The 12,966-nt window shown below is 60.2% G+C and carries 12 protein-coding genes; 5 read left to right on the top strand and 7 right to left on the bottom strand.

Annotation, left to right across the window (positions count from 1 at the left end; translation table 11 throughout):
* Positions 1–66: 66 nt before the first annotated feature.
* The 6 genes from TRM7615_RS09725 to TRM7615_RS09750 form a co-directional block, all read right to left on the bottom strand.
* Positions 67–912 (bottom strand): glycosyltransferase family 2 protein, encoded by an 846-nt coding sequence (locus TRM7615_RS09725; protein ID WP_235824055.1) that lies wholly within the window; start codon positions 910–912, stop codon positions 67–69.
* A gap of 164 nt (positions 913–1,076) precedes the next feature.
* The gene (locus TRM7615_RS09730) at positions 1,077–1,832 is read right to left on the bottom strand and encodes an ABC transporter ATP-binding protein (protein ID WP_108786905.1); all 756 of its coding nucleotides are present in this window, start codon (positions 1,830–1,832) and stop codon (positions 1,077–1,079) included.
* An 11-nt stretch (positions 1,833–1,843) separates the two neighbouring features.
* Positions 1,844–2,599 (bottom strand): ABC transporter ATP-binding protein, encoded by a 756-nt coding sequence (locus tag TRM7615_RS09735; RefSeq protein ID WP_108786907.1) that lies wholly within the window; start codon positions 2,597–2,599, stop codon positions 1,844–1,846.
* Positions 2,600–2,610: 11 nt separating this feature from the next.
* A complete protein-coding gene (locus TRM7615_RS09740) occupies positions 2,611–3,816 on the bottom strand; it encodes a branched-chain amino acid ABC transporter permease (protein ID WP_108786909.1) in 1,206 nt (401 codons plus the stop codon).
* Positions 3,817–3,820: 4 nt separating this feature from the next.
* On the bottom strand, positions 3,821–4,843 hold the full coding sequence (locus TRM7615_RS09745; protein ID WP_108786911.1) for a branched-chain amino acid ABC transporter permease: 1,023 nt from the start codon (positions 4,841–4,843) through the stop codon (positions 3,821–3,823).
* Between the two features lie 134 nt (positions 4,844–4,977).
* Positions 4,978–6,324, bottom strand: a complete 1,347-nt coding sequence (locus TRM7615_RS09750; protein ID WP_108786913.1) for a substrate-binding protein — start codon at positions 6,322–6,324, stop codon at positions 4,978–4,980.
* Positions 6,325–6,553: 229 nt separating this feature from the next.
* On the opposite strand from TRM7615_RS09750, the gene TRM7615_RS09755 reads away from it, so the two are divergent.
* The 5 genes from TRM7615_RS09755 to TRM7615_RS09775 all read left to right on the top strand — a co-directional run bounded on the left by TRM7615_RS09755 (position 6,554) and on the right by TRM7615_RS09775 (position 12,530).
* Positions 6,554–7,852, top strand: a complete 1,299-nt coding sequence (locus TRM7615_RS09755) for an XRE family transcriptional regulator (RefSeq protein ID WP_108786915.1) — start codon at positions 6,554–6,556, stop codon at positions 7,850–7,852.
* An 86-nt stretch (positions 7,853–7,938) separates the two neighbouring features.
* Positions 7,939–8,319, top strand: a complete 381-nt coding sequence (locus TRM7615_RS09760; RefSeq protein WP_085794854.1) for a response regulator transcription factor — start codon at positions 7,939–7,941, stop codon at positions 8,317–8,319.
* Entirely contained in the window at positions 8,316–8,633 is a 318-nt protein-coding gene (locus tag TRM7615_RS09765) for a hypothetical protein (RefSeq protein WP_108786917.1), read from the top strand. Before TRM7615_RS09760 ends, TRM7615_RS09765 begins: the two co-directional genes overlap by 4 nt.
* The gene (locus TRM7615_RS09770; RefSeq protein WP_108786919.1) at positions 8,633–11,311 is read left to right on the top strand and encodes a sensor histidine kinase; all 2,679 of its coding nucleotides are present in this window, start codon (positions 8,633–8,635) and stop codon (positions 11,309–11,311) included. Before TRM7615_RS09765 ends, TRM7615_RS09770 begins: the two co-directional genes overlap by 1 nt.
* 79 nt (positions 11,312–11,390) lie before the next feature.
* Positions 11,391–12,530, top strand: a complete 1,140-nt coding sequence (locus TRM7615_RS09775) for a FliM/FliN family flagellar motor C-terminal domain-containing protein (RefSeq protein ID WP_165821403.1) — start codon at positions 11,391–11,393, stop codon at positions 12,528–12,530.
* Between the two features lie 4 nt (positions 12,531–12,534).
* On the opposite strand, the gene TRM7615_RS09780 is transcribed toward TRM7615_RS09775, so the two are convergent.
* Positions 12,535–12,960 carry a protein tyrosine phosphatase family protein gene (locus TRM7615_RS09780; protein ID WP_108786923.1) on the bottom strand — a complete coding sequence of 142 codons (426 nt, stop codon included), beginning with the start codon at positions 12,958–12,960 and terminating at the stop codon, positions 12,535–12,537.
* Positions 12,961–12,966 lie beyond the last annotated feature (6 nt).

Below are 12,966 nucleotides of genomic sequence, written 5' to 3' on the forward strand. Positions count from 1 at the left end.
GCCGGGCGCCTCGCTTGCGCGAGGCGCGGTTGCGCAAGTCGTGACTATGCATGCCCAAGCTGACAGTCAGGCCGAGGCAAACCACTGTGGCAATGTTGTTTTGACCTGACCCTTGATGCTTCGGGCGCGGATCAATCCTTTGTTTGTGTCGCGTACGGGGTCCTGGCTGAGAAGCTCATAGGCCGCCGGTTCTGCTTGGGACCAATCCTGATGGGGCAGCGCGTCCATCATGTCAAAGAACTTGCGGTTTTCGGATCCAGGATCTTGCCAGGCAGCTCCGGGCAAGCCTGGTCCTGTCGAATTGGCAATCTCGCGACGTATTCGATTGGCTGCGGACAGGGCCTGTGTATTGGCGAACTTCAGATGCGCCAGATAGACCCCGCGCGGCATGACAAAGGGATGCCTGGCTGCAAAGCGGGGGCGAACTTCGATCCCGTGGCGCATCAATCCGACCCGCTTGCGCACCGCCCATGCCTTGCTGTAGTGGCCGGAGAACATCGCACTGCGTCGTTTGGTCAAAGCCAACTCTCCGTCTATCAACTCTGGATCGCCAGGGTGCTCGGCGACGTTCAACCCCAGGGCAAACACTGCGTTTGCCTCTTGTTGAGACAGCAGATCGTGAAAGCCGGAGTGGTGCTCGGGTGACACGCAGATCAGTTCGTCAGCATCGGTGCGGATGACCCAGTCATACACTTCGATCAGACCGCGTTGAAAGTCATTGAGCAACCGGTTTCGCATCGCATCAAAATGGGCAAAACCGTCACGCGGTATGGTGATCACGCTGGCCTGCGGGCATAGCCGGGCAACCTCGGGGTCTGGTCCGTGTGAAACAACGTAGAGATTTTCGTGCCCCAGATGCCTGCCGTAATGGGCATACCATTGCGACAGCGCCCAGTAATCACGGTAAACCATTGTGATCGCGCAAATCTTCATGCCCGCATTTAACGCACTTTGGAATGATTTGGGAACAGCTCGTTCCCTGAAATTGCTGGCACCCAAAAAAGTGGCCGACCCTTGGAAGGGGCCGGCCGAGACAGGTGTCCACACGAAATGTTCCGTGCGACGGGGAGTGTTCTTTAGATCGCCAGATATTCGGCGCGCAGTTCTTCGTTTTCCAGAACTTCGGAAGCCAAGCCGTCAAAGACGATGCCGCCCGTATCCAGGATCACGGCGCGGTCGGCCAATTCAAGCGCGCGCACCGCATTTTGTTCGACGATAATCGTTGTCATGCCTTGTTCCTTGATGTGGATAAGGGTCTTTTCGATCTCGTCCACGATCACAGGCGCCAGACCTTCGTAGGGTTCATCCAGCAGCAGCACCTTGATGTCCCGCGCCAAGGCGCGCGCGATGGCCAGCATCTGCTGTTCGCCACCCGAAAGGGTCACGCCCTCTTGCTTGCGGCGTTCGCCCAAGCGCGGGAAGAGGTCATACAGACGATCCAGCGACCAGCCGATCGGCGGGGCAATCTGGGCCAGTTGAAGGTTCTCCTCGACCGTCAGTCCGGGGATGATACGGCGATCTTCGGGCACCAGGCCCAAGCCGACCGAGGCGGCCTCATAACTTGCCATGTTGTGCAAGGGTTGGTGGTCGAGCCAGATCTCGCCCTGGCGCACCTCGGGATCGCCAAGCCGTGCGATCGAGCGCAGGGTGGAGGTTTTGCCAGCGCCGTTGCGCCCCAGCAGGGCCAGAATCTCACCCTCGTGGACGTTAAAGGAAATGCCCTGCACGATATAGCTTTCGCCATAGTACGAGTGCATGTCCCAAACCGACAGAAAGGCCGGAGCAGTCGTGGCCTGATTGGCGTTTTTGGAAAAGTCCGGTTTGACGTTCATCTGTCTTCTCCTTAAGCGCTCTCGCCCAGATACGCTTCGCGCACCTTGGGATGGCCTTTGATGTTTTCCGGCGTATCTTCGACCAGTGGCGTGCCCTGGGCGAGAACGGTGATGCGCTCGGCCAGAGAGAACACCACATGCATGTCATGTTCGATGATGGCGATGGTGATGTCGCGCTCGTCCTTGATCTGCTTGAGCAGGTCGATGGTGTTGTTGGTATCCGCGCGGGCCATGCCCGCTGTGGGTTCATCCAGCAGCAACAGGCGTGGTTCCTGAGACAGGCACATACCGATCTCAAGTCGTCGTTTATCGCCGCGTGATAGCGAGGCAGAATGCATGTGCCGCTTATCGGCCATGTTCATGTCTTCAAGCACGCTTTCGGCGCGTTCGATGATGTCCTTCTGACTACCGACCGAGGGCATGGCGTTCAGTTCGAACGCCCCGTCCCGTTTGGCAAAGCAGGGGATCATCATGTTTTCCATCACCGTCAGATCGCCAAAGATCTCGGGCGTCTGGAACACGCGGGAAATGCCCATCTGGTTGATCTCATATGGCGCGCGGCCCAACACCGATTGACCGTCGAACATGACCGAACCGGTGTCGGGGATGAGCTTGCCCACCAGGCAGTTGAGCAGGGTGGATTTGCCCGCCCCGTTGGGGCCGATGATGGCGTGGACTGTGTTTTCGGCCACGCTCAGGTTCACGTCTCCCAGGGCCTGCAGGCCACCGAACCGCTTGTTGACGCCTTTGACTTCAAGAATGCCCATGATGCGTCTCCTTATTCCGCAGGTTCGGTTTTGCCGGTGGTTTTGTCTTTGCCTTTGTTGCGCTTACCGCGCACCCAGGCTGCAAGACGTTGGCCTCCTTCGACCAGACCACCCGGCAGGAAGATCACAACCATCATGAACATCAGGCCCAGTGTCAGATGCCAACCCTTGCCCACAAAGGGGTGGATGATGGTGACGACAAAGTCCTCCAGGCCATCCGGCAGGAAGGCGAACCAACCGTGCAGGACGTTGTCGTTGATCTTCGAGAAGATGTTCTCGAAGTACTTGATGAAGCCCGCGCCCAGTACCGGTCCGATCAGCGTGCCAGCGCCGCCCAGGATGGTCATCAGGACGACCTCGCCCGATGCGGTCCACTGCATGCGCTCGGCACCTGCCAGCGGATCCATCGCAGCCATCAGGCCACCGGCCAGACCAGCATACATGCCCGAGATCACAAAGGCCGCCAGAGTGTAGGGGCGGGTGTTGAGCCCGGTGTAGTTCATCCGCTGTTGGTTCGATTTCACCGCACGCAGCATCATGCCGAACGGCGAGCGGAAGATGCGGATCGCCAGGTAGAAAGCCACCATCATGATCACGGCACACACGTAGTAGCCCGCATTGAAGTCAAACGCCCAAGGGCCGATTTCCATCGTGTAGGTCGAGCGCATCGACAAGCCAAATAGATGCGGCAGATCAGGTGCGTTTGCGCCCTGAAGGATCTGCGGGTCATCGTTATAGACTTGCAGGCCGGTTTCCCCGTTGGTCAGGTTGAACTTGGGGTTCGACAGCACCGAATAGGCCAGCGCAAATGACATCTGGGCAAAGGCCAGCGTCAGGATCGAAAAGTAGATGCCCGAGCGGCGCAGGCTGACAAAGCCAATGAGCAGCGAGAAAAGGCCCGCGATGATCACCGCCAGGATGATGGCCGGGATGATGTTGTAGCTGAGCAGTTTGAACATCCACACGGCCGAGTAGGATCCGACACCCAGGAACGCAGCATGCCCAAAGGACAGATAGCCAGTCAGACCAAACAGGATGTTGAAGCCCACGGCGAAGATACCGAAGATCACGAACCGCTGCATCAGGTCAGGATAGCCCGCGTTGAACTGCGCCATGGCGCTGTCAGTCGGGAACGGGTTGAGGATGAAGGGCGCGAGCAGCGTCAGGATTGCCACGATGGCCAGTAGAGATTTGTCTTTTTTGTCTAGACCAAACATGTGCTTACTCCTCCATCACGCCTTTGCGACCCATCAACCCGCGGGGACGGGTGAGCAGGACGATGATGGCGACGAGATAGATAATGATCTGGTTGATGCCGGGGATGGTGGTGGTGGCCCAGGTGGTCGAGGCAAAGCTTTCCAGGATGCCCAGCAGGAAGCCTGCCAGAACAGCTCCGGGCAACGAGCCCATGCCGCCCACAACAACCACAACAAAGCTGAGCACCAGGAAGTCCATGCCCATGTGATAGTTCGGCGGATTGATCGGCCCGTACATCACTCCGGCAAGGCCCGCGACGGCGGCGGCGATGCCAAACATGATGGTAAAGCGGCGGTCGATGTTGATGCCCAACAGACCCACGGTCTCGCGGTCGGCCATGCCTGCCCGGACAACCATCCCAAAGGTGGTGAACTGGAGGAAGGCAAAGATACCGCCGATGATCAGGGTCGCAAAGCAGAAGTAGACGATGCGCCAGACCGGATAGACGATGTCCATCCCAATCAGCATCCCGACATTGGCCACGCCATTCAGGGCGTCGGGCGGCGGGGTTTGGATCGGGTTGGCACCGAAGAAATACTTGACGATTTCCTGCATGACGATGGCCAGACCAAAGGTCACCAGGATCTGGTCGGCGTGGGGACGCTTGTAGAAATGCTTGATCAGGCCGCGTTCCATCACATAGCCGACGAGCAGCATGATCGGAATGGCAATGACCAAGGCTAGCGGAACCGCCCAGTCGATGATCCAGGCCCCGGCCTCGGGCCCGAACCAGGCCTCGACATAAGGCGTCTTGACCTTCAGCGGATTGCCCAGAAAGTCCTTTTGTGTCTCATCGATGGTCTCGAACGACAGGTTCAGCACGCGTTGTAGGGTGACGGCACAGAAAGCGCCGATCATGAACAGCGCCCCGTGGGCAAAGTTCACCACGCCAAGCGTACCGAAGATGAGTGTCAGCCCGAGCGCAATCAGCGCATAGGCCGAGCCCTTGTCGAGCCCGTTTAGAATTTGAAGCAGGATGGCGTCCATTGTCCCCACCTTTGGGTTGGCCGGTTATGGCTTATGTATTTTCCCCCGGACCGGGGCTCTCCCCTTCCTCGGTCCGGGGGTGGCGGAACCCTGCTCAGGGGGCAGGGTTCTACCGTCAGGCGCACATGCGAACCTTATGCGCCCGGATTGCACTTGCCCAAGTCGCCACCGGCGAACATCGGGTGATCAGGCGCATAGGTAACCTGCTCAACCGGCGTCACTTCGACGATTTCCAGCGTGTCATAGGCGTTGGTCGGGTTCAGGGCCCCGCGCACAACCAGCACATCCTTGAAGCACTGGTGGTCGTCGGCACGATACAGCGTCTTGCCGTTGCCCAAACCATCGAACTCAAAGCCTTCCAGAGCTTCGGCAACACCACAGGGGTTGAAGGTGCCCGCACGCTCACATGCGTCAGCATAAAGCAGAACCTGTGCATAGCAGGTCTGAGCCGAGTTTGACGGCGGCTTGCCGTATTTCTCGCCGAACGACTTGACGAATGCTTTGGTGCCTTCGTCCTGCAGCTGCCAGTTCCAGTTCATCGAGCCCAGAACGCCTTTGATGTTTTCACCCGCACCAGCGGCCATCAGTTCCGAATAGAGCGGAACAACGATCTTGAAGTCCTTGTTGTTCACGACCTTGTCGAGCAGGCCGAACTGGATCGCGTTGGTCAGCGAGTTGACCATGTTGCCGCCGTAGTGGTTCAGAACCAGCACGTCCGCTCCCGAGTTCAGAACCGGCGCGATGTAGGACGAGAAGTCGGTCGAGGCCAGCGGGGTTTTCACCGTGTTGACGGTCTCCCAGCCCATGGCTTCGGTCGAGGCCACAATCGACTCTTCCTGGGTCCAGCCCCAGTTGTAGTCGGCGGTCAGGTGATAGGCGCGGCGCTCCTTGCCCATTTCTGCTGCCAGCACCGGTGCCAGTGCGGCACCCGACATGTAGGCGTTGAAGAAGTGGCGGAAGCCGTTGGCCTTCTTGTCTTTGCCGGTGGTGTCGTTGGCGTGTGTGAGACCCGCCATGAAGATGACACCAGCTTCTTGGCACAGACCCTGAACCGCAACAGCCACGCCCGAGGACGAGCCGCCGTTGATCATGATAGCGCCGTCTTTTTCGATCATCGACTTGGCCGATGCGCGGGCTGCGTCCGATTTAGTCTGGGTGTCGCCGGTGACGAACTCGACTTTCTTGCCCAGGATGCCGTTGCCCTTGAGCGCCTTCGAGGTGAAGGTGTTCAGGCAGCCGCTGTCGCCTTCGCCGTTCAGGTGCTCGACCGCGAGCTGCTGCGCCAGCAATTCATCATTGCCTTCGTCCGCATAAGGACCGGTTTGCGGCACGTTGAAGCCCAGGGTGACAGAACCGCCTGTGGGTTCGTTGGTGTAAGCAGCCGCAGACGAGGCGGTAAAGATCGTCGGTAGTGCAACACCAGCGCCCGCAACGGCACCGGATTTCAGCACGCCACGACGTGTGACATCAGATTTGGTCATTCATTCCTCCCATTTCGTGATTTGCACCGGGCGGCTCCTCTTCCGCATGGCGCAGGCACATCTGTGCAAATCAATTATGGGGCGGGGTTGGAAAATTGCGCAATAAGCCCTTTATTTTGCGCAATAATTCTGTAAATTCATACACAGGAATGTGGCGCTTTGTGTAAATAACATTACGACGCACCGCAGAAAGCCGTTGATAAGGCAACATAATATCTTGGGGGCGAACATGGTGCGTGACACCCTGACTGGCAGCCGCATACGCGAACGCAGGATGATTGCGGGTCTGCGGCAGGCCGATCTTGCACGACAAGTGGGGATTTCGGCCTCATATCTCAACCTCATCGAGCACAACAGACGCAGAATCGGCGGCAAGTTGCTGGTGGATATCGCCACAGAACTGGGTGTCGAACCCTCGATGCTGACCGAAGGGGCCGAGGCGGCGTTGATTGCCACGCTTAAAGAGGCGGCAGCAGATGCCGGTGCCGTCGCCGCCGAGGTGGACCGGGCCGAAGAGTTCGCAGGCCGTTTTCCGGGTTGGGCAGAGGTTCTGGCGCAAGAGCATCGCCGCGCCGGAGGGCTGGAGCGGACGGTTGAAACACTGTCGGACCGCCTGACACACGACCCGCATCTTGCGGCCTCGTTGCACGAAGTTCTGTCAACTGCTGCCGCGATCCGTTCCACGGCGTCGATCCTTGCCGAAACCGGAGAGCTGGAGCCGGAGTGGCGCGACCGGTTTCACCGCAACATCAATCAGGATGCCGAGCGTCTGGCTGAAAGCTCCAAGGCGCTGGTGACCTATCTGGATGAAAGCGACAGCAGCGAAGAGCGGCGCGGCGTCCCGCTGGAAGAGGCCGAGGCCTTTATCGCGGCACAAGGCCATCACTTCCCCGCGCTCGAGGCCGGAGGCGCCGTTGGGGATCAGAAGCTGAGCGGGTTGTCGTCCTCGGCCGCACAAACCATCGCGCGCGAGATGCTGGGCATCTATCTGGCTGATGCACGCGCCATGCCCTTGGCCGATTTCATGGCAGCTGTGGAACGGCACGGGATCGACCCGCTGACCCTGTCGCGCGAATTTCACGTGGACATGCCAGCCGTGTTCCGTCGCCTTGCCAGCCTGCCGCAGGGGGCGCTGCCTCAGGACGTGGGGCTGGTGGTCTGTGATGCGTCCGGCAGCATTCTGTTTCGCAAGTCGATCCCCGGATTTGCGTTGCCGCGCTATGGCGAGAGCTGCCCGCTGTGGCCGCTCTTCACCGCGCTGAACCGACCGTTGGTGCCGATCCGCAGGCGGGTGTCGCAATTGGGGCGCACGGCGGGCGAGTTCGACTGCCTTGCAGTGTCCTGGCCGCAAGAGATGCCGGGCTTTGACCGCGATCCGGTGTACCGCTCGATCATGTTGATCCTGCCAGTGCCGACGGCGCAGACCGGGGGCGAGGACGCGCAACCTGTTGGCAGCAGCTGCCGTGTGTGTCCCCGTGACGCCTGTGGCGCGCGCCGCGAACCCTCTATTCTGTCACAAGGGTTTTGACAGTTCCGTGACGGCGGCGCTAAGTTGAACAAAGCCGCAGCGACGGGGGCAATCCCCCGAGCCTTTTTTGGGGAGGAAGGGCAAGCATGAGCCGACGCGTAATGTTGGTCGAGGATGAACCGAACATCACCGAAGCAATCCGTTTTCTGTTGATCCGCGACGGGTGGGAAGTCGAAACCCACGCCGACGGCACAGACGCGGTCGAGGTGATCAGTTCTGCCAAGCCGGATCTGGTCATTCTGGATGTGATGTTACCGGGCAAAAGCGGGATGGAGATCCTGACGGAACTGCGCGCGCGTGACGATTTGCAGGGGTTGCCGGTGTTGATGCTGACTGCGCGTGGTCAATCCCGCGACCGGGATTTGGCTGAAAAGGCGGGCGTCAGCCGCTTCATGACCAAGCCGTTTTCCAACTCCGAAGTGCTGACAGCCGTGCGGGATCTGCACGCTCAGGCCACACAGACATGAGCGCCGAGCCGGAGATCGACCCCGGCGACCCCGGTCAGGTCTCTCATCCACCGGTGTTTTTGGAACGCCAGGGCTATCGCAGACGCCGTCTGATGGATGCGGCACGATTACTGCCGCTGATCGGGGCAGGGCTGTTTGCCGTTCCGCTCTTGTGGTCGGGCACATCAGAGACCGAAGCGCCCTATAGCCTGTCGTCCGCCATCATCTATATCTTTGGGGTCTGGGCCGGACTGATCGTTCTGGCCGCCCTGTTCGGATACGGCGCCCGCCGTTTGGGCCGCAGCTCGGATGTGCCAGGACCGGAGCCCGACTGATGGCCTCGCTCAATGTACTTGTGTTGGTGTGCCTGGGCTATGTGGCCCTGCTGTTTCTCGTGGCCTTTGCCGCTGACAGACTGGCGGCCACGGGGCGCAGCACCTGGTTGCGTTCGCCGTTGATCTATACGCTGTCGCTTTCGATCTATTGTACAGCTTGGACGTTTTATGGCGCTGTCGGGTACGCCGCGCGGTCGGGGCTGGAGTTTGTGACCATCTATGTCGGCCCGACCCTGGTGATGATCGGGTGGTGGTGGGGCCTGCGAAAGTTGGTGCGAGTCGGGCGCAGTCAGCGCGTCACCTCGATCGCGGACCTGATTTCGTCGCGCTATGGCAAGTCGAACACGCTGGCGATTTGCGTGACCATTCTCGCCGTCATCAGCGTGACGCCCTACATAGCGCTGCAATTGCAGTCGATCACGCTGTCGTTTTCGATTTTTGCCGAGGCTGACCCCAACAATTCCTACAACGAAATTGCCAGCGTGTTCTGGGTTGCGGCGGGGCTAGCGGTTTTTGCCATTCTGTTCGGCACCCGCAACCTGGACGCCAACGAACGCCACCACGGCGTTGTCACGGCTGTGGCGATCGAGGCGGTGGTCAAGCTGATCGCCCTGTTGGCCGTGGGGATCTTTGTGGTCTGGGGCGTTGCTGGTGGTGTCACCGACACCATGGCCCGCATCGACGCGTCCGAGATCGGGCAATGGAACATCGACCGAGGTCGGTGGGCAACGATCACCTTTCTGGCGGCAGCAGCCTTTGTCTGCCTGCCGCGCATGTTTCAGGTGATGGTGGTCGAAAACGATGACGAGCGGCACCTGCGCACCGCCGCTTGGGCTTTCCCCCTCTATCTGCTTCTTATGAGCCTCTTTGTGATTCCCATCGCAGTCGTGGGGCTCGATCTGATGCCCGAAGGGGCGAACCCGGACCTGTTCGTTTTGACTGTACCGCTGTCTCAGGGACAGCAGGGCCTGGCGATGCTGTCGTTTCTGGGTGGGTTTTCTTCGGCCACGTCGATGGTGATTGTGGCGGCCATGGCCCTGTCGACCATGGTGTCGAACCACATCGTGATGCCGATCTGGCTCAGTTCGCGGGGCTCGGGGGCGTCGGTGTCGGGTGACGTGCGGTCCGTCGTTTTGCTGGCGCGCCGCGTGTCCATCGCCGTGATCATGGCGCTTGGCTATTTCTATTATCGCTTGTCGGGTGGTGGTGCGGCTTTGGCGGCCATCGGCCTGATCGCCTTTGCCGGGATCGCTCAGATCCTGCCGGCTCTGGTGGGCGGATTGTTCTGGCGCGGGGCCACGCGCACCGGTGCCTTGGCCGGGCTGACGGTTGGCTTTGTCTTGTGGCTTTATACCCTGCTGTTGCCTGGCATCGGGGGCGAGGTGATGCCTGCTGTGGTGATGGAAAACGGCCTCTTTGGTTTGAGCTGGCTCAAGCCGCAGGCGCTTTTTGGCATCGACGGGTTGGACCCGATGGTGCATTCGGTGATGTGGAGCCTGTCGCTTAACGCTGCTGCTTTTTGTGTCGTATCACTCTTTGGCTTTCCCAGCCCAATCGAGCGGTTGCAGGCGGCGCAATTCGTCAATGTGTTTGAACATTCTGCCGGTCCGCGTGGCTGGGTCGGATCCGTGGCCCAAAGCGAGGATCTGATGATCATGTCGCAGCGCATCCTGGGCGCGCGCGAGGCGCAGGTGTTCTTTCATGCCGAGGCACAGCGCCAGGGTGGGCGCGGGCATTTGCCCGAACCCACGCCGATGTTCTTGCAGCGGCTTGAACGCGAGTTGGCGGGGTCTGTAGGGGCCGCCACGGCGCATGCGATGATCGGTCAGATCGTGGGTGGCTCGTCCGTCTCGGTCGAGGATCTGCTGGCCGTGGCCGATGAATCGGCGCAGTTGCTGGAATACTCCAGCCAGCTTGAGGCGAAGTCGGATGAGCTCAGCCGCACCGCGCACCAGCTGCGCGAAGCCAACGAGAAGCTGACACAGATCTCGCTGCAAAAGGATAATTTCCTGAGCCAGGTGAGCCATGAATTGCGCACGCCTATGACCTCGATCCGGGCGTTCTCGGAAATTCTGCGCGACACCGAAGGGCTGCAGCCCGACGAGCAGACCCGATATGCCACGATCATTCATGACGAGGCGCTGCGGCTGACGCGACTTTTGGACGACCTGCTGGATCTCAGCGTGCTTGAAAACGGGCAGGTGAACCTGAACATGGGCGAGGGAATGCTGGCCGAGGTTTTGGACCGGGCTGTGTCCACGGCCATGACCGGGGCATCGCGCGAGATGCGCATCCTGCGGAATGAAACAAACGAACGCATTCCGGTGCATTCGGATCTGGACCGACTGACCCAGGTGTTCATCAACCTGATCGCCAACGCGCGCAAATACTGTGACGCGACCGCGCCGGAACTGTCGATCCGCGTGCACGAGGTCGGCGGCAAGGTGGTTGTCGATATGATCGACAACGGCAGCGGCATCCCACGTGATTCCCGCAAGCTGGTGTTCGAGAAATTCGCCCGCGTCAGCGCCGAGCGGGCCGGCGGGGCGGGGCTGGGGCTGGCCATCTGTCGCGAGATCATGCAACGCCTTGGCGGTGACATCATTTATCTGAACGGCCATCAGGGCGCGGCGTTCCGGGTCAGCTTTCCCTCGGGGTATCAACTTGCGGCTCAATGAGGGGGCGTAAAGACATTCGTAACCACCTGCCGGTTAGACCGTTAGGGGACGAATGGACCGACAAGGCAGGTCAGGGCTTATGCCACCAGAGGCGGACACAGATTCAGTAATTCAGCGCAAACTGGCAGTGGCGCGTGACGAAGGGCAGGGCGCTCCTCGGTCGATCCTGCGCGCAATGCGGTTGGGGCTGGCGCGCGCCGCAGCGGACACGCTGGACTTGTCCATGACGGTGATTGGGGCAACGCAATGCAGGCGCTCGCAGGATGGGTTGCAGGATACGGTGCCGCAAGATCGCCTGTATGTCCTGTTGTCCGGACCAGATGGTTTGCTGGGCGGGGCCTGTTTCGACCGGGTCTGCGTGACCTCGGTCATACAGCAACAGACGATGGGCACGGTTTTTGCCGTTTCGGGCAACGAGCGCCCGTTCACCGGAACCGATGCGGCCATGATTGCCCCGCTTGTCGATGCGTTTTTACCCCGGGCAAAGGACCTGAGCGAAGCCCCTGTGGATCGCCTGTGTCTGGATGGGTACCAATTTGCGGCGCGGACGGATGATCGGCGCAACCTGATCCTTTCGATGGAATATGAAAGTTTCCGCCTGTTCGACCTGACGGTCGAGATCGGCGGTGGCGTGGCACAAGGGCAGATCACCCTGATCCTGCCCGATCAACCCGAGCCCAAGGAGGCGGCCCCGGATGGTCTTGGCGAAATGTCGGGGCTGGAAAAGAGCTTTGGTGTCATGCGGGCCGAGCTCACGGCGGTCATCTCGCGCGTGCAACTGCCGCTTGCGGCCTTTGCGGGGATGCAGCCCGGGGATCTGCTGCCCTTGATCGGCGACAAACTGGACAAGACCGAGGTGCTGACGATCGAAGGTCAGCGAATTGCCGTTGCTCGGTTGGGGCAGTGCCGTGGCATGCGCGCCTTGCGCCTGAACGAACGCTTGCCGGAACTTGAGCCACCCAACCCGGATGCCGGGTTCTCCGAGCACGGGACACCGGACGCGACCGCTCTGACTTTGGTTGATCCAGACATCATCGAGCACACATCGAGTGTAGAGATTGCGGCCGATACATTGGACAGCGGTTCGGCTAGAGCTGTTCCGCCGGTCGCTGAAGTCGAACAGAACTTTGCCCATCTCAGCCCCGAGCAGGCCGTTGCCGAAATCTCGGAGCTTGCAGGTTTGCCTGCGGGATCAGACGAATTGGATCCGGCCGGGTAAAGCCTCAGCCCTTGCGCAGCTGCTCAAGCGTTGGACGTAACCCGTCAAGCTGGTAGCCCGCGGCCGAAGTTTTGGACAAGATTTCGTCCGGGGCCAGGTCCTGGCATTGGCCCAAGGCCCAAACCACGGAACAGCGTGTGCCGGACGCGCAATAGGCCAGTACCTTACCCGAACCGCATTCAGCCATCTCGCGCTGACGGGCCACGTTGTCCTGAGACATGGTCTGGTGGGTCAGTTCCAGAACTTCGAATTCCATCCCGGCTGCACGCACGGCCTGTTCGATGGCATCCGCCTGATGGCTTGGCGGCACTTCGGCATTCGGACGGTTACAGATGACTTTGGTATAGCCTGCCTCGGCAATGGCTGGGACGTCCTCAACCGAGATTTGCGGCGAGACGGAATAGCGGTCGGTGATCGGTCGAATATCCATGGCTAT

Origin of the sequence: Falsiruegeria mediterranea M17 (assembly GCF_900302455.1) — a bacterium.
In the GTDB taxonomy this organism is placed as follows: Bacteria; Pseudomonadota; Alphaproteobacteria; order Rhodobacterales; family Rhodobacteraceae; genus Falsiruegeria; species Falsiruegeria mediterranea.